Origin of the sequence: Kribbella sp. NPDC023972 (assembly GCF_040639075.1) — a bacterium.
In the GTDB taxonomy this organism is placed as follows: domain Bacteria; phylum Actinomycetota; class Actinomycetes; order Propionibacteriales; family Kribbellaceae; genus Kribbella.
Map to the genome: position 1 here is coordinate 613429 of NZ_JBEZZH010000004.1, position 16105 is coordinate 629533.

Consider the following 16105-nt stretch of genomic DNA (forward strand, 5'->3'; position numbering starts at 1 on the left):
GCTCCCGGCGGCCGGGACCGGTCCTCCTTCCGGAGAGTGAACCCCCTCACTCTCACGGTTGAATGTGAGCAACGGAACCCTTCTCGAGCGCGACCCAGACCGATCCGTCCGCGTCCAGAGTGAGGCCGTGCGGCTCGGAACCCGCGCCGAGATCGATCTGCTCGATCAGGTTGCCCGCGGCATCCAACCGGGCGACCGCGGCCGCTCCCCACAACGTGATCCAGCACCCGCCGTCATCCGTCGCGACCACCGCGTGCGGCTTCGACCCGGCCGGCAGCGGGAACTCCTCGATCATGCCGCCGGGGGAGATCCGGCCAACCTGGTCGGCGAGGATCTCCACGAACCACACCGCGTCCGCGCCGGCGCTGATCCCGACCGGCCCGGCTGCCTCGGTCGGCAACGGGTACGTCGCGACGCTGCCGGTCGTGGTCATCCGCCCGATCGCGTTGCCCTGGTTGAGCGTGAACCACAGGTCGTCAGCCGCCGCGATCATCGCCGGGAACGCCCCGGTCGTCCCGATCGGGTATGTCGACACAGTGCCGTCGATCGTCACGCGCCCGACCTGATCCGTGGTCATCAGCGTGAACCACAGCGCGTCGTCCGGCCCGGCGCACAGTCCGTACGGCGATCCCGGCACCTCGATGGAGGTCGGGTCCGGTCCGATCCGGCCGATCCGGTTGTCACCACTGCGGGTGAACCACACCGCGTCGTCCGGCCCGGGCACGATCACGCTCGGCCGACAATCCGCCGCGTCCAGCTCGAAGCGCTCACCGGACAGTTGAGCGACCACACCGGCGTGGACCAGCGTCGTCCACACCTCGCCCTTGACGACGGCAACGCCGTACGGACCTTCGCCCGGTCCGGCGACAGTGAACTCAGTGACAGACAAGACCGGCCTCCTTCAGGTCGAGCACCTCGCCGCGCCAGCGGGAGTTGAACCGGCGGTCGTGGCTGACCACGACGAGTACACCGGCGTACCGATCCAGTGCTGCTTCCAGCTCCTCGACCAGGGCGAGCGACAGGTGGTTCGTGGGTTCGTCGAGCAGCAGTACGTCGTACGGCGTGGTCAGCAGGCGGGCCAAGGCGAGTCGGCGACGCTGACCGGTGGACAGTGCGCCGACGCGCGTCTGCAGTTGGTCCGCCCGGAACAGTCCGAGACCGTTGGCACCCTTGAGCGCGTCACGCAGGGTGTCGCCGGGCCGCGACTCGGTGGTCTCCTGCGGGAGATAGCCGAGTCGGCCGCGGCGTTCGATGTACCCGGAATCCGGCGGGATCTCTCCGGCGAGTACGTCGAGCAGCGTGGACTTGCCGATGCCGTTCGGGCCGGTGATCAGCAGTCGGCCTTTGACCTCGATGGAGAGCGGCTGGAGCCGGTCGGTGACCGAGATCCCGACCGCGTCCAGGCCGGCGGGCGATCCCGTCGTACGCAGCGAGGCCGTGAACCGCAGCGGCTTCGCCGGCACCGGGGGCGGGTCCTCCTCCAGGCGGCGGAGGCGTTCCTTCGCGTTGCGGATCTTGCTGCGCTCGGCCTCGTTGACGCGGCCGGTCGCCCGGTCGTACGCGACCTTGTTGTTGTCCTTCATCGCGCCGCGGTGCGAGACCCGGTCGGCCGTGGTCCGGACGGTGACGCGCATCGTGGCGACCTCGTCCTCCCAGAGCCGGCGCGCCTGTTCGAGCCGGGCCCGCTCGGCGGCCTTCTCGGTCAGGTAGCCCTCGTACCCGTTGCCGTATCTGGTCACCCGATGCGTGTCGCCGTCGACCTCGAACAGTGTCGACGCCACCCGCTCCAGGAACGCCCGGTCGTGCGAGACCACGACGGTCGTGCCACGCCGGGAGCGGAGGTGATCCTCGAGCCAGGTGGCGGCCGAGATGTCCAGATGGTTCGTCGGCTCGTCGAGCAGCAGGATCTCCGGCGACGACGCGAGTACGGCGGCCAGATGCAGGCGGGCGAGCTCGCCGCCGGAGAGGGTGGACAGCACGCGGTGGCCGGGGAGGTCGCTCAAGCCGAGGCCGTGGGTGGCTCGGGCGAACCGGGCATCCGCGTCGTAACCCTCGCGGACCTCGAACGCGGTCTGGAGCTCGCCGTACTCGTCGAGGACGTCGTGACCGGCGGCGAGAAGGTGCTCGAGCTCGCGGAGCCGGGACTCGATCCGGCGGAGGTCCGCCAAGGCGTGGTCGGCGAGGGCGGCCACGTCCTGGTCGAGGGGCAACGGGTTGTCCTGGGCAAGGAAGCCGATGCTCCCGGCCGCGACGACCGAGCCGTCGGCCGGCGGCTCGAGACCGGCCGCGATCCGCAGCAGGGTCGACTTGCCGGAGCCGTTCTCGCCGATCAGGCCGCTGACCTGTCCCGGTGGGAAGGCGCAGGTGACCTGGTCGAGCACCAGGCGGTGGTCGTAGGACTTGGTGATGTCGTGCAGGGACAGCTGGGCAGGCATGCGGATCCTCTCTGACGCGCGCGGGGTTCTGGTCGGAACGGCCGGGGTCAGAAGATCACTGGCTGCCTCCACTAATGCGACGGATGTTGCATTAAGATGATGCCATGACGACAGGCGAGCGCGCAAGCAGGCCGGGTGGACGGACCGCTCGGGTGCGGGCCGAGGTGCTGGCGGCGGTCGAGGCCGAGCTGGCCGAGCACGGGTACGACGGATTGACGATCGACGCGGTCGCGGCGCGGTCCGGGGTCCATCGGACGACGGTGTACCGGCGGTGGAAGACCGTGGCCGGGCTGCTCGTCGACCTGTTGCAGGCCGGGCTCGACGATTCGTGGGACCCGGCCGACACCGGGTCGCTCGAGGGGGATCTGGTCAAGCTCAACCGCGAGGTGCACGCGGCGCTGACCGCCCGCCCGTCGGTGACCCAGGCGGTGATCGCGGCGTCCTTCCGTACGCCGGAGGCGGCCGAGGCGCTGACCGCGTTCTGGGCCGACCGGTATCGGCGTTCCGCGGTCGTCGTACGGCGTGCCGCCGTCCGCGGGGAAGTGCCTGCGGCGACCGATCCGCAGCAGGTGCTGATGACCGCGACCGCGCCGCTCTACCACCAACTCGTCCTGCTCCGGCAGCCGCTGTCGAGGGCGTCCGCTGACCGCTACGCGAGAGCCGCCGCAGCGGCGGCTCTCGCGGGCCTAGGTACCAGTCACGCTGGTTGAGGAAACAGCTTCAGAGTCCCAGCGCGAGTCGATGGTAGGCCGCGTTCCAGCGGATCTCCTTGCGGAACTGCCTGGTCGTCGTGTCCGCGTCGATGATCAGCAACTCCGTCCGGAGCATCTCGGCCAGGTCCTCGAGCTCTTCAGCGCCGATGGCCGACGACAGGACGGTGTGGTGCGGACCGCCGGCTGTCAGCCAGCACTCGGCCGACGTCCGCAGGTCCGGCCGCGGTGTCCAGACGGCTCGGGCGACCGGCAACTTCGGCAGCGGCTGGTCCGGCGCGACCACGTCGATCTCGTTCGCGACGAGCCGGAATCGATCACCCATGTCGGCCAGTCCCACCACGACGGCCGGGCCGGGCGTGGCATCGAAGACCAGCCGGACCGGATCCTCGCGGCCACCGATCCCGAGCGGGTGGATCTCGCAGCTCGGCGTCCCGACCGCGATCGACGGACAGACCTCGAGCATGTGGGCGCCGAGAATCCGCTCCTGACCTGGAGTCAGGTCGTAGGTGTAGTCCTCCATGAACGAGGTCCCGCCCGGGCTGTTGCCAGCAGCAACCTTCAGCCCGCGGAGCAGCAGCGAGGTCTTCCAGTCGCCCTCGCCGCCGAAGCCGTAGCCGTCGGCCATCAGCCGCTGGACCGCGAGGCCGGGCAGCTGCCGCAGCCCGCCGAGGTCCTCGAAGTTCGTGGTGAACGCGGTGAACCCACCGTCCTCCAGGAACGCCCGCATGCCGAGCTCGATCCGGGCCGCGTAGCGCAGCGAGTCGTGCCGGTCGCCGCCGGCGGCCAGCTCGGGCGCCAGCCGGTAGGCGTCGGCGTACTCCTTCACCAGGCCGTCGATGCTCGTGTCCTCGATCGCGTCGACGACCGCGACCAGGTCGTTCACGCCGTACGTGTTCACCGAGACGCCGAACCGGAGCTGGGCCTCGACCTTGTCTCCTTCGGTGACAGCGACATCGCGCATGTTGTCGCCGAACCGTGCCAGCTTGGTCGTCCGCAGCGCGTTGAAGCCCGCGGCCGCCCGTGCCCAGACACCGATCCGCTGCCGTACGGCGGGATCGGACGCGTGCCCCGCGACGGTCGTGCGCGCGACACCAAGCCGCGACTGCACGTAGCCGAACTCGCGGTCGCCGTGCGCGGCCTGGTTGAGGTTCATGAAGTCCATGTCGATGTCCGCCCAGGGCAGCTCGACGTTCGCCTGGGTGTGCAGGTGCAGCAGCGGGGTGCGCAGCGCGTCCAGGCCGGCGATCCACATCTTCGCGGGGGAGAAGGTGTGCATCCAGGCGATCACGCCCACGCACTCGTCGGACGCGTTCGCCTCCAGGCAGATCCGGCGAATCGCCTCGGCATCCTTCAGCACGGGCTTCCAGACCACCCGGGCACCGATCTCGTCGGCGGCGTCCAGTGCGTCGGCGACCTGCCGGGACTGGTCCGCGACCTGCTGCAGCGTCTCCTCGCCGTACAGGCCCTGGCTCCCGGTCAGGAACCAGATCTCGGTCGTTGCGGAACTCATTCTCGACTCCTTCAGCGTTGGCCGTAGACGTTCTGGTAACGGTCGTACAGGGCATCGATGTCGCCGGGCGCGATGGGCACCAGCGGTCCACCGGCCCGGGCCACGTGCACGGTCCGGGCGACGTCCTCGCACATGACGGCGGCCTTGACCGCGGCGCGGGCGTCCTTGCCGATGGTGAACACGCCGTGGTTGCGCATCAGCACGGCGGGCGAGCGGTGGCCGCTCAGCGTGGCCACGATGCCTTTGCCGATGTCGTCGTTGCCGATCAGCGCGAACGGCCCGACCGGGATCTCGCCGCCGAACTCGTCGGCCATCGCGGTCAGCACGCACGGAATCGGCTCGGCCCTGGCCGCCCAGGCCGTCGCGTACGTCGAGTGGGTGTGCACGACTCCACCGACCTCGGGCATCGCCCGGTACACGTAGGCGTGCGCCGCGGTGTCACTCGACGGCGCGAGGTCACCTTCGACCAGGTTTCCGTCCAGGTCGCACACCACCATCGACTCGGCCGTCAGGTCGTCGTACGAGACACCGCTCGGCTTGATCGCGAACAGGTCCTCGCCGGGAACCCGGGCAGAGACGTTGCCCGCTGTCCAGGCGACCAGGTTGTAGCGGACCAGCTCCGCGTGCAGAGCCACCAGTTCTTGCCTGAGCTCGATCATCGGACCGCCTCGTTTCGGATCGTCCGCAGTCGGTGGAGTACGCCGGTCCCGCCATGCGCTTCGCCGGCGAAATGGTCGTGCAACTCGCGGTACTCGGCGTACAGCCGGTCATACGCGTCAGCGCGGGCGTCGTCGGGAACGTAGACGGCCTCGGTACGCCGACCCATGACTGCCGCGGCCGCCGGGACATCGGCGTACGCGCCGGCTGCCACCGCGGCATGGATGGCTGAGCCGAGAGCCGGTCCCTGGTCCGAGCCGATCACCGACAGCGGCCGGCGCAGCACATCGGCGTACACCTGCATCAGGAAGCGGTTCTTCAGCAGGCCACCAGCGGCGATGAACTCCTCTACGGCGACCCCGGACGTCTCGAAGGCCTCGACGATCCTGCGGGTGCCGAAGGCGGTCGCCTCGATGAGGGCGCGGTAGGTGTCCTCGGGACGAGTCGCCAGGGTCTGACCGACGACCACGGCGGACAGGTCGTGATCGACCAGCACCGAACGGTTGCCGTTGTGCCAGTCCAGCGCGACCAGGCCGTGCTGCCCGACCTGCTGCTTCTCCGCGAGCTCCACCAGGTAGTCGTGGACGCTGATGCCTCGGCGCTCGGCTTCGGCCTGGTACTGCGCCGGCACCGAGGTGTCGACGAACCACCCGAAGATGTCGCCGACGCCGGACTGACCGGCTTCATAACCCCACAGGCCGTTGACGATGCCGTCCCGCACCACACCGCACATGCCCGGCACCTCGGCGAGCTGGTCCGACGGCATGATGTGACAGGTCGACGTACCCATGATCGCCACCATCTGGCCCTTGTGTACGGCGTTCGCCGCCGCTGCCGTGACATGCGCGTCAACGTTGCCTACGGCAACTGCGATGCCTTCCGGCAGTCCGGTCCAGGCAGCGGCCTCGGCGGACAACCTTCCGGCCAGACCACCGAGCGGCGAGAGCGGATGGTCGAGCTTGGTGAGGAAGTCCGCGAACCCCGGATCCAGCGCGGTCAAGTACTCGCGGGACGGGTAGCCGGCCTCGGTGTGGATCCCCTTGTAGCCCGCCGTGCAGAGGTTGCGGGACTCGGCGCCGGTCAGCTGCCAGATGATCCAGTCGGCGGCCTCGATCCAGCGATCCGCGCGGGCGTAGATGTCCGGGTCCTCCTGCAACACCTGCAGTGCCTTGGCGAACTCCCACTCCGACGAGATCTTCCCGCCGTACAGGCCGAGCCAGGGCTCGCCGAGCTCCTCCGCCACCGCGTTGACGCGGTCGGCCTGCGGTTGGGCGGCGTGGTGCTTCCACAGCTTCGGCCACGCGTGCGGCCGGTCGGCGAGTCCGTCGACCTCGCACAGCGGCGTACCGTCGGCCAGCGCCGGGAGCACGGTGCACGCGGTGAAGTCGGTGCCGATGCCGATCACCTCCGCCGCCGGGACGCCGGCCGCGGCAACAGCCTTCGGTACGGCGTTGCGCAGTACGGCACGCCAGTCCTCGGGCGACTGCAGGGCCCAACTGGGCCCCAGCTTGACACCGGAACCAGGCAGGCGGTCCTCGATCACGCCGTGCTCGTACTGGTGGACGGCAGTGCCCAACTCAGCGCCGTCGGCGACCCTGACCACAACGGCCCGACCGGACAGGGTGCCGAAGTCAACCCCGATGACATAGCCGCTGTGAGCGTTCACATCGTCGCTCATCTTCTAGCCTCTCCTTGGTTGCGGTTGATCAGTTCTGCTTCGCCCGCGCCGCGCGGCCCGAACTGTCCCGGATCACCAGCCTGGCCGGGACCACCGACTGTTCGTAGCCTGGGTCCTCGCCGGACTCGACCCGGCGGAGCAGAATCTCGATGGACCGCCGGCCGACTTCGCCGAAGTCCTGCTGGACGGTGGTCAGGGGCGGATTGAAGAACTCCGCCTCGGGGATGTCGTCGAAACCGGCCACGCTGACTTGGCCGGGCACCTGGATCCGGAGCTCGGTGAAGGCGCGGAGCAGGCCGAGTGCCATCTGATCGTTCGCGACGAAGACCGCGGTGAGCCCGGGCACCTCGGCCAGTCGGCGGCCGGCGTCGTACCCGGAACGGGGACTCCAGTCACCGACGAGCGGATCGGGGACCGGCCGGCCCGCCGCGGTCAGCGCCTTGCGCCAGCCATCGAGGCGGCCCTCGGCCTCGAGCCAATCGGTCGGACCGGCGACGTGCCAGACGGTCTCGTGCCCGAGGCCGAGGAGATGCTCGACCAGCTGGCGGGCGCCGTCGGCCTGGTCCACGCTGACCGCGGGCGTGTCGCCCCCCTGGCCGCCTTCGACCGCGACCACCGGCACGTGGGTGCTGAGCCCCGCCAGGGCACGCGCGGCGCTGCGCTGCGGTGCGACCACGACGATCCCATCGACGCCCTGGTCGGACAGGAACTCGACGGCTTCGACAACGCGTTCCGCGGTCAGCGTCTTCAGGCTGACGATGCTGATGAAGTATCCGGCCGCCCGGGCAGCCTGTTCGATGCCGTAGACCGTGCTGGCCGGACCGTAGAGCGTGGTGTCGAAACTGACCACGCCCAGGGTGCGGCTGTGCCGGGTGACGAGTGCCCGGGCGGCGAGGTTGCGCCGGTAGCCGAGGTCGTCGATCGCCGCGAGCACCCGGTCGCGGGTCTCGCCGCGCACGTTCGGGTGATCGTTGAGGACCCGGGAGACCGTCTGATGCGAGACGCCGGCCAGTTGCGCGACGTCGGCCATCACCGGCGGCCGCCGGACCTCGTTCGATGACATCGCAACACTCCGCTGGATCCTGCTCCGCATGCCGTCGTTCGGCCGGTGACTACGCAATTGTTAGCGCTAACAGTGCCTGCGGTCAAGACCGCCGGGGTGTCCTCGGGGCTCAGCCTGGTGGGCCGGGGTTGTAGGCGCAGGCCTCGGTGAGGTTGGCCGGCGGGGTTGGCTTCGTGGTCGGTTTGGTGGTCGGGTTGGTGGTGGGGCGGCGGGTTGTGGTGGGTCGGGGTTTGGGCTGGGGGTTGAGGGCGTTGGCGATCAGGGTGCGCATGGCGGGGTAATTGGGGTTGCGGCCGTTGGGGTAGTTGCGTTTCTTGTCGAGGTCGATGTTGGTGATCTTTGCGGACTTGACCTTCTGGCCGAGGGTGATGAAGTGGGCGAGGAGTTTCTCCGGGACGTCGGTGCGGATGAGTTGCTCGCCGGCTGCGGCGATGGACTGGTAGTTGGCGAGGACGTTCCGCGGGGTGGCACGTTCGACGATCGCCTTGATCGTGCAGCGCTGGCGTGCCTGCCGGGGCACGTCCCCACCCGGCACCCGGTAGCGGCCGCGGGCGAACCACAACGCGTCGGTGCCGTTCAGCTTCCGGTTCGGGCCCGGCTCGAGGTAGCGGCTCGGCGGGATCTTCTTGTCGTCGTTCCCGCCGACCGGGACCGGGTAGTTGATGTTGACCGTGATCCCGCCGAGCGCCTGCACCAACTGCTCGAAGCCGGCCAGGTTCACCTGCACGTAGTAGTGCAGTTTCAGCCCGAGCGCCTCCCCGACCGACAGCTTCAGCACGTCGGCGCCCTCGTTGTCCGACGGTCCCAGGATGCCGCGATGCAGCTCCGGCACCATCCGGTACATCGCGTCGAGGTAGTAGTTCGGTTGCTCCTTGGGGCCGTTCGGATCCCAGAAACCGGTCGGGTAGAGCTTGTGCAGCGGCGAGTCGGCCGGGAACGGCATCCGCATCCAGTTCCGCGGCAGCGAGATCAGCGCGGTGTCCCCGGTCTTGGTGTCGATACTCGCGACCATCACGGTGTCGGTCCGCGTCCCGTCCCGGCCCTCACCGTCGTCCGCGCCGAGCAGCAGCAGGTTCAGCCGGGGGAACTGCGCCCACACGTCCTTGGTGTTGGTGATCGTCGGCCGTGTCTGGCTCTTCGAGTTCCCGCCCGAGAACACCTTCTGCACCAGACTGCGCTGCGCCATCAGCGTCTGCGCGCCAAGCGCCGTACTCGATGCCATTCCGAAGCAGACCAGCCCGATCACCAGCGAACCGAGCAGCCGTGACCCCGGCCGCACCTCCAGCGGCCGCAGCATCTTGTACGACGTGACGAGTACGACGACCCAGCACAGCGCGACCGCACCCAGCCCGCCGACTATCCAGAGCAGCAACTCCGGATCCAGCGCCCACCCGATCACGTCGTCCCGGCGCTTCAGACCGGCGTACGCGGCCGCGCCGTACAGCGCGAGGCTGATCGTCGTCACCACGCCGCCGAGCCGGAACCGCCGCCCGGCCAGGTACGCCGTACCGGGAAGAACCGCGCCGAGGACAGCGAGCGCGAGCGCGCGAAGGGCGGATCGTTGCCGAGGTTTCGACCGCCGGGCTCGAGCGGGATGAGCGCGACGAGCTCTACTACTTGGGGACATGGTCTCCACTCGGCGGTCGGCGGCACGGGCGGGTGGACGCGTCGCCGGTTCGCGTCCACTCCGTTCGATTCACTGACCGGACGAAAAGTTCGGTAGCGATTTCCGCGCTGGCAAGATGTGGTGGTGATTGACTGTCAGGTACGGCGGGCGAAACCGGACGACGCGGACGCGCTGGTCCGGCTGCGGGGTCTGATGCTCGCGGCGATGGGCAACGACGTCGGCGGCCCGGACGCGCCCTGGCGTGCGGTCGCTCGGCAGTGGTTCGCCGAGCAGCTCGCAGCGCCGGAGACGTTCGCGGCGTACGTCGTCGACGACCCGGCCGTCGGCGTGATCGCGGGCGCCGCGGGCAACGTGTACGTCCACCCGCCGGGCCCGAAGGATCTCAGCGCCCTGCGCGGTCACCTCTACAACGTCAGCACCGAGCCGGATTTCCGCCGGCGCGGTCTGGCCCGGGCCTGTGTGGTCGCGCTGCTGGACTGGTTCCGCGACGAGACCGCCGTCGGACAGGTCGAGCTGCACGCGAGCGACGACGGTATCGACCTCTACCGGGCGCTGGGATTCATCGAGGCGAACTACCCGACGATGCGCTTCCGCTTGAGCTGACCCCATCAGCCACGAGGCGTCGATCACCCTCGAGCTAGCACGTCTGTGTCGAAACAGGCGGTGGAAATCTGTGGGCTGAGAAGGCTTTGTGGGCACTCGGGCAAGAACGGAGTGAGAATGCGCTCATCAGGGGCGCTGTGGGAGGAGCCGCCAGGATGCGCCGTTGGAGTGTTGTCAGGATGACCGGGTTGGCGGTCGCCGTCGTGGTCGCGATCGGCGCGCTGTACCAACTGCCGGCCACCCCGGGCCGCACGGCCACTTCGACCGAGGCCGCCGCACAGGCTCGCACCGGGGCCCAGGCCGTCCAGCAGCAGCCCGCCAAGCCCGTCGATCCGGACCGTACCTCGTCGATCCCCGTCCGGCCGCGACCGCAGGTCACCTACCCCGCCCGCGGCACCGTCTCGTACGCCGTCCTGCCCGGGAACCCCGCGGTGATCGGCCGGGCCGGACGGCTGCTCACGTTCCAGATCGCGATCGAGGGTGGCATCAACGGCGTCGACCGGGCCGCGCTGGCGCAGTTCGTCCGGGCGACGTACGGCGCACCGCAGGGCTGGGCCGCCGGCGGGCAGTGGCGGTTCCGGCAGGTCGGTCCGGGGCAGCACGCCGACTTCACGCTGATGCTGGTGACGCCGGTGACGCGCGACATCATCTGCGGCGGCGGGTACGACCGCTACACGAGTTGCCGGATCGGCGATCGCGTCGTGCTCAACATCGCACGCTGGGTGCACGGCGTGCCGAACTACGGTGCACCGCTGGCGGCGTACCGGCAGTACATGATCAATCACGAGACCGGTCACCGGCTCGGCCGCGGCCATGAGCTGTGCCCGGGACCCGGCCAACCGGCGCCGGTCATGCAGCAACAGACGCTGGGTCTGCACGGCTGTACGCCGTACTCCTGGCCGTACGTCAACGGCGTCCGCTACAAGGGCCGCCTAGGTCAGTACGACGACCCGATCCCTCACTCCTGAAGGATCGACAGCACGTTCCCGGCCGGGTCCTTGAACCAGGCGATCGCCGGGCCGCGCTCGCCCCGGCGGATGCCGAGCTCGTCGTGCTGGTCGTCGTACCGCTCGAAGGTGACGCCCCGGCCGGCCAGCTCGCGGGCCGCCGCGTCGATGTCGTCGACCGGGAAGTTCAGGATGGTGAACTCGGCCGGGACGTGGTTGTCCTTCGGGTAGACGAGGATGGGGATGCCGCCGGCGATCTTCAGTTGCAGCATCCCGTGCTCCTCGCCCACCTCCAGCCCGAGCGTGCCGCCGTAGAACTCCTTCGCCGCGCCGATGTCGTCGACCGAGAACCCACTGAACGCCTTTGTGTCCTTGAACATGAGGACCTCCCTGAATCAGGTTTACGTCAGTTACGTCGTCGCGGCTACGACGAATTCGACATCGATCAGTTGTTCAGGGCGGCCTGCGGGAAGGACTGGGTGGCGGTGCCGGCGGCGGACTCGAGGCCGTCGGCGACGGTGTGCAGCAGGCGGACCAGGTGGGCGGCGTCGGTCGGGCCGAGGATGCCGGTGACGACGTCGAGGACGCGGACGGTGAGACCGTCCAGCTGGGAGAGCCGGGCCTGACCCAGTGAGGTGACGACCAGGCGCGGGCTGGTCCGGACCATGCCGAGCGCCTCGAGCTCGGCGATCGCGAGCTCGGCCTCGCCGGTCGTCGTACCGACCTGCTCGGCGACCTCGTCGGCGGTCTTCCGGCCGTTCGCGATCGCGCTCAGCATCAGCGCCGCCGGCATCTTGATGCCGACCGCGTCCTGCAGGCCGAGGATGAGCGGGTGGGCGTGGCCGCGGACGCGCTCGACCGCGTCGAGCAGGCGGAGCGCGTCGCCGACGTCGCCGATCAGATGCTCGGTCTGGACGGCGGCGAGGCCGGCGGGTTCGACCCGATCAGGTGCGTGCACGACCCCGTCGGCCACCCGCTGAGGGACCGCCAGGGACATCGCCTCGATCCGTGGCTTAGTTCCAGCGTCTTCGATGGTCACGGAATCCAGCGTACGGAGTCCCACTGACAGCCCGGCGTGTCGTTCCTGAGGAAACGCTGTGAATCCGTATCCGAACACAGGGTCGAAAATGCGATCCCGGCCGGTCTCGAAAAAGTATCCCGAATCGCGATCAAGGCGTGACTTACAGTCCGCGTCCTCCGTTGGATCTGACGTGACGGTGAACACGGCGCACCGGCACCGCGCTCGCTCCGCGTTCCCAGGCCGACCACCTTCGAGTAACAGCCAGGAGGACCAGTGACAACCGCCACCGCCACCCAGACGTCTGAGCGCCGACGCGTCCGAGTCTGGTTCGGTGAGCACGTGATCGCCGACTACAACGCCGAGCCGGCGTTGGCCGAGCGGTACGCACACGCCATGAGCCGCCGGTTCGCCGGTCTTCGGGTCACCAACGACCCGATGCCGGCCGTGGACCGGCTCCCCGACCCCCTGCCCGGCGAGCGCATGTGGGACGTAGCACCCCGCTGAGAAGCACTCGGCACCTTTGCGCGTTCCGTTTCTCACCAGACAACCCACCCGGAAACGCGGCCGGTCGAGCGCCTCACCTCGATCACCAAGGTGCCGTTGGCGGCAAGCGGGCGTTGGCGCTCTGCCCCCCGCTTGCCGCCCTGTTCTCCCCTGAATGCGCCTGACAGCAAGACCCCGAGAGAAGACCCCGTCCGCACCGGCCCCCAAGTCCGGTGCGGACGTTTTCTTGTTCAGAGCCCCGTGTAGTACTCCGGCTTCATCTGGATCAACTGGACGTAGTTGCCGTCCGGATCGATCAGCGTGGCGAACCAGCCGACGCCACGATCCTCCGGGTGCACCAGCCACTCGACCTCGAGGCCGCGGAGGTGGGCGGCCGCCGCCTCGATGTCGTCGACGGCGAAGTTCACGATGCACCGGCCGGGTTCGGCCGTCTTCGCGGCGACGTCGTCGCGGTGCTCGATCACCAGGCCGAAGCCGCCCAGGTTCAGGTTGCCGTAGCCGTCCACCTCGGCCTGGAAGCCGTCGCGGTACCACGCCTTCAACGGCTCCGGGTCGGCGCTGCCGAGCAACATACTGTTCAGAACGGGCTGCATAACTGTGCCTATCTGCAAGAGAGCTGCCGGTCAGCTCATCCACGGGGTACGTCGGAACGACCCGAGCGGTCTCGACACGAGGCGACGAAGCTCTCCACGATCGGCCCGAGGACGTCGGGCTCGACGTCGTGCGGGTGACCGTCCATGGTCAGCCGCCGGCCGTCCGGGAGCAGATCGGCCACGAACTGCGCGGTGTTGCGCCGCCAGTCCCGGCTCTCGCCGCCGTCGATCACCAAGGTGGGCACCCGGATCGCGGTCGCCCAATGGTCCGGAATGGTGAAGTCGCCCATCACCAGTACGTCGTACGCCAACGTCGGCGCCAGCGCCTCCAGGTCCTTCCACAGCGGGGCGGACCGCATCGGCGCGAGAACCTCGGCCGGCATCTCGACGGCGTGGACCAGGAACAGCTCGGTGGCGTCGCCGTACCGGTCCTGCTTGACCAGCTCCTGGAGCCGGGCCGGGAAGTCGCCCGCGAGCCGGGGCCGGGTGTCGTCGATGATGAACGGCGGCTCGATCAGCAGCAGCCCGAGGATCGGTACGCCGTGCGCCGCTGCCTCGGCCGCCAACACGGCACCGGACGAAACCCCCAGCGCGTACGCCGAACCACCGGTCGCGTCGACGACCGCGGCCAGATCCTCGAGCTCCCGCTCGACCGCCCACGGCAGCACCTCGCCGCTGTCGCCGCGACCACGCCGGTCGTAGGTCACCACGGTGAACTGCCCGGCCAGTCGCTTGGCCAGCGGGATGAACGTTCGCCGGTCGTTCAGCGCGCCGCCGACGAGCACGATCGCCGGACCGCTCACGCCGTACACCTCGAGCGCGATCGGCGTTCCGTCCGCCGAGGTCACAGTCGTTGTCCGTGGCAACATCGCGGCGTGGGTCGAGGAACGCTGTGGCGGGTCGCCGTACAAACCGCCGAGGTACGCGAACAGTTCGCTGTGCCCGTACAGCCGTGGCTCAGTGTGCCGCGCGAGCCCTTCGAAGTACCGTTCGTACCGTCGCCGCGTCGTTTCGAGCTCGCCGGCTTCCTCCAGTCGCTGCAGGCAGAACGCGCGGACCGTCTCCAGCAAGCGATAACGCGACCCCGACGTCCCATCGACGCGTACGACGAGCGAGCGGTCGACCAGCCGGGTCAGCAGCTCGGCGACATCAGCCACCGGTACGCCGTCGCCCGCACAGACCGCCTCGGCCGCGGCCAGCGTGCACCCGCCGGGATGAGGTGCGAGGCGGCGCAGGACCGCGCGCTCTCGTTCGTCGAGCAGATCCCAACTCCACTCGACCATCGCGGACAGCGTCTGCTGCCGATCGGGCAGACCGCGCCCGCGATGGCGATCGTCGAACCGATCGACCAGGTCCCGCACATCCATCGCCGCCACCCGGCTCGCGGCCAGCTCCAGCGCGAGCGGAAGCCCGTCGAGCCGGCGGCACAACGCGACCACGGCCGCGGTGTTGTCGTTGGTCAAGCGGAAGCGCGGATCCGCTGCCGAAGCCCGGGCGACAAAAAGCTGAACGGCCGGGCTCGCGGCGGCGTCCGCATCGCCCGAGGGGAGGCCCAGCGGCGGCACCGGCCAACGCTGCTCGCCGGCGACCGCCAGCGGCTCCCTGCTGGTGGCAAGGATCCGCAACCCCGGCGACTCGCGCAGCAGCCGGGCAGCCACCTTGGCCGCGGCTTCGATCACGTGCTCGCAGTTGTCCAGGATGAGCAGCCCGGTCGTTGCCTCGATCATCGCCGACACCTCGTCAGCACTCGCCCCGGCGTCGAGCGTCGCCAGCTCGACCAGCCAGGCCGCGTCACCAGTACGCCGAGCGGCCGCAAGCGCCAGGCTCGTCTTACCAACCCCACCCGCGCCGGTCAGCGTCACCAGCCGGGCCGACGCCAGCCGCTCGCCCACCTCGTCCACCGCCGCATCTCGGCCGATCAACTCCACCTCGGCCGGCAGATTCGTCCGCAGCGGCTCACGCAGCGCCGGTGTCTTCGTGAGGATCTCCTGATGCAGCGCGACCAACTCCGGACCCGGATCGAGCCCGAGCTCGTCCGCCAGTCGGTGCCTCAGGTCGGCGTAGCTCTCCAGCGCCTCGGCCTGCCGGCCGGTCTGATGAAGCGCCTTCATCTGTACGGCGCGCAGCCGCTGACGCAACGGGTTCCGGGCCACGAGTTCGGCCAGTTCGGCGACGAGTTCGTCGTACTCACCGAGCACCAACCGCGCCTCGGCGTACGCCTCCTGCACGGCCAGCCGCTCCTCGTCGAGGCGGTCGATCGTCGCCCGGGCGAACGCCTCCTGCGCGACATCCGCGTACGCCGGACCGCGCCAAAGCGTCAGCGCGTCGGCCAGGGTGGCGGCGCGCATCCGGGCGTTGCCGGTCTGCCGGGCGCGGGCGGCGAGGGCACGGAAGCGGCCGGAGTCGACAGCCTCCGCGGCGACAGCGATGAGGTACCCGGCGGGCGTCGTCCGCACCAGTTCGCGTCCGCCCGGCTCGGCCTCGTCGAGTGCCTTGCGCAGCTGGGAGACCCTGGTCTGCAGCGTCGCGGTCGGGTTGACCGGCAGCTCGTCGCCCCACAGATCGTCGATGATCGCGGCCGCGGCGACCGGCCGGCCCGCGTGCAGCAGCAGGTCCGCGAGCAACGCCCGTACCTTGCGATCGGGGAGCCGGACAGCCTGCCCGTCATCGGTCCAGGCGGTGACCGGCCCCAGCACCCCAAATCGCATACGCCTCAGCCTAGAACTCCGAAAGGATTTCCAAAGGGCTTCGACC

15 protein-coding genes are annotated in these 16105 nt (G+C 69.6%); 4 read left to right on the top strand and 11 right to left on the bottom strand.

What is annotated here, in order from left to right; translation table 11 throughout:
- Positions 1 to 52: 52 nt before the first annotated feature.
- Both AB0F43_RS20030 and AB0F43_RS20035 read right to left on the bottom strand, forming a co-directional pair.
- A complete protein-coding gene (locus AB0F43_RS20030) occupies positions 53 to 889 on the bottom strand; it encodes a virginiamycin B lyase (RefSeq protein ID WP_360478507.1) in 837 nt (278 codons plus the stop codon).
- Complete coding sequence (locus AB0F43_RS20035; RefSeq protein WP_360478510.1) at positions 876 to 2435, bottom strand: ABC-F family ATP-binding cassette domain-containing protein; 1560 nt, start codon at positions 2433 to 2435, stop codon at positions 876 to 878. The genes AB0F43_RS20030 and AB0F43_RS20035 overlap by 14 nt, the downstream gene beginning before the upstream one ends.
- 104 nt (positions 2436 to 2539) lie before the next feature.
- On the opposite strand from AB0F43_RS20035, the gene AB0F43_RS20040 reads away from it, so the two are divergent.
- Positions 2540 to 3145 (top strand): TetR/AcrR family transcriptional regulator, encoded by a 606-nt coding sequence (locus AB0F43_RS20040; RefSeq protein WP_360478513.1) that lies wholly within the window; start codon positions 2540 to 2542, stop codon positions 3143 to 3145.
- 10 nt (positions 3146 to 3155) lie between these two features.
- Here AB0F43_RS20040 and araA read toward each other — a convergent pair whose 3' ends face one another.
- The 5 genes from araA to AB0F43_RS20065 all read right to left on the bottom strand — a co-directional run bounded on the left by araA (position 3156) and on the right by AB0F43_RS20065 (position 9683).
- On the bottom strand, positions 3156 to 4658 hold the full coding sequence (araA, locus tag AB0F43_RS20045; protein ID WP_360478516.1) for an L-arabinose isomerase: 1503 nt from the start codon (positions 4656 to 4658) through the stop codon (positions 3156 to 3158).
- Between the two features lie 11 nt (positions 4659 to 4669).
- On the bottom strand, positions 4670 to 5317 hold the full coding sequence (locus tag AB0F43_RS20050; protein ID WP_360478519.1) for an L-ribulose-5-phosphate 4-epimerase: 648 nt from the start codon (positions 5315 to 5317) through the stop codon (positions 4670 to 4672).
- Positions 5314 to 6993 (bottom strand): ribulokinase, encoded by a 1680-nt coding sequence (gene araB, locus AB0F43_RS20055; protein ID WP_360478522.1) that lies wholly within the window; start codon positions 6991 to 6993, stop codon positions 5314 to 5316. The genes AB0F43_RS20050 and araB overlap by 4 nt, the downstream gene beginning before the upstream one ends.
- 28 nt (positions 6994 to 7021) lie before the next feature.
- Entirely contained in the window at positions 7022 to 8056 is a 1035-nt protein-coding gene (locus AB0F43_RS20060) for a LacI family DNA-binding transcriptional regulator (RefSeq protein ID WP_360478525.1), read from the bottom strand.
- 109 nt (positions 8057 to 8165) lie between these two features.
- Entirely contained in the window at positions 8166 to 9683 is a 1518-nt protein-coding gene (locus tag AB0F43_RS20065) for an LCP family protein (protein WP_360478528.1), read from the bottom strand.
- A gap of 123 nt (positions 9684 to 9806) precedes the next feature.
- Here AB0F43_RS20065 and AB0F43_RS20070 point away from each other — a divergent pair, with 123 nt between their 5' ends.
- On the top strand, positions 9807 to 10286 hold the full coding sequence (locus AB0F43_RS20070; protein WP_360478531.1) for a GNAT family N-acetyltransferase: 480 nt from the start codon (positions 9807 to 9809) through the stop codon (positions 10284 to 10286).
- A gap of 179 nt (positions 10287 to 10465) precedes the next feature.
- Positions 10466 to 11254 carry a DUF3152 domain-containing protein gene (locus AB0F43_RS20075; RefSeq protein ID WP_360478534.1) on the top strand — a complete coding sequence of 263 codons (789 nt, stop codon included), beginning with the start codon at positions 10466 to 10468 and terminating at the stop codon, positions 11252 to 11254.
- On the opposite strand, the gene AB0F43_RS20080 is transcribed toward AB0F43_RS20075, so the two are convergent.
- Both AB0F43_RS20080 and AB0F43_RS20085 read right to left on the bottom strand, forming a co-directional pair.
- Positions 11245 to 11613 carry a VOC family protein gene (locus AB0F43_RS20080; RefSeq protein WP_360478537.1) on the bottom strand — a complete coding sequence of 123 codons (369 nt, stop codon included), beginning with the start codon at positions 11611 to 11613 and terminating at the stop codon, positions 11245 to 11247. The two genes, AB0F43_RS20075 and AB0F43_RS20080, sit on opposite strands and share 10 nt — an antisense overlap.
- Before the next feature lie 65 nt (positions 11614 to 11678).
- The gene (locus AB0F43_RS20085; RefSeq protein WP_360478540.1) at positions 11679 to 12272 is read right to left on the bottom strand and encodes a MarR family transcriptional regulator; all 594 of its coding nucleotides are present in this window, start codon (positions 12270 to 12272) and stop codon (positions 11679 to 11681) included.
- A 255-nt stretch (positions 12273 to 12527) separates the two neighbouring features.
- Between AB0F43_RS20085 and AB0F43_RS20090 the strand changes: the two genes are divergently transcribed.
- Entirely contained in the window at positions 12528 to 12758 is a 231-nt protein-coding gene (locus AB0F43_RS20090) for a hypothetical protein (RefSeq protein ID WP_012924486.1), read from the top strand.
- Between the two features lie 230 nt (positions 12759 to 12988).
- On the opposite strand, the gene AB0F43_RS20095 is transcribed toward AB0F43_RS20090, so the two are convergent.
- Positions 12989 to 13330 (bottom strand): VOC family protein, encoded by a 342-nt coding sequence (locus AB0F43_RS20095; protein ID WP_360478543.1) that lies wholly within the window; start codon positions 13328 to 13330, stop codon positions 12989 to 12991.
- Between the two features lie 56 nt (positions 13331 to 13386).
- Positions 13387 to 16059, bottom strand: a complete 2673-nt coding sequence (locus AB0F43_RS20100) for an alpha/beta fold hydrolase (protein ID WP_360478545.1) — start codon at positions 16057 to 16059, stop codon at positions 13387 to 13389.
- Between the last annotated feature and the right edge of the window lie 46 nt (positions 16060 to 16105).

Coding starts and splice junctions, on each gene's coding strand:
- AB0F43_RS20035 (WP_360478510.1), bottom strand. CDS start 2,435: ATGCCTGCCCAGCTGTCCCTGCACGACATCACCAAGTCCTACGACCAC.
- AB0F43_RS20040 (WP_360478513.1), top strand. CDS start 2,540: ATGACGACAGGCGAGCGCGCAAGCAGGCCGGGTGGACGGACCGCTCGG.
- araA (WP_360478516.1), bottom strand. CDS start 4,658: ATGAGTTCCGCAACGACCGAGATCTGGTTCCTGACCGGGAGCCAGGGC.
- AB0F43_RS20050 (WP_360478519.1), bottom strand. CDS start 5,317: ATGATCGAGCTCAGGCAAGAACTGGTGGCTCTGCACGCGGAGCTGGTC.
- araB (WP_360478522.1), bottom strand. CDS start 6,993: ATGAGCGACGATGTGAACGCTCACAGCGGCTATGTCATCGGGGTTGAC.
- AB0F43_RS20060 (WP_360478525.1), bottom strand. CDS start 8,056: ATGTCATCGAACGAGGTCCGGCGGCCGCCGGTGATGGCCGACGTCGCG.
- AB0F43_RS20065 (WP_360478528.1), bottom strand. CDS start 9,683: ATGTCCCCAAGTAGTAGAGCTCGTCGCGCTCATCCCGCTCGAGCCCGG.
- AB0F43_RS20075 (WP_360478534.1), top strand. CDS start 10,466: ATGACCGGGTTGGCGGTCGCCGTCGTGGTCGCGATCGGCGCGCTGTAC.
- AB0F43_RS20080 (WP_360478537.1), bottom strand. CDS start 11,613: ATGTTCAAGGACACAAAGGCGTTCAGTGGGTTCTCGGTCGACGACATC.
- AB0F43_RS20095 (WP_360478543.1), bottom strand. CDS start 13,330: ATGTTGCTCGGCAGCGCCGACCCGGAGCCGTTGAAGGCGTGGTACCGC.
- AB0F43_RS20100 (WP_360478545.1), bottom strand. CDS start 16,059: ATGCGATTTGGGGTGCTGGGGCCGGTCACCGCCTGGACCGATGACGGG.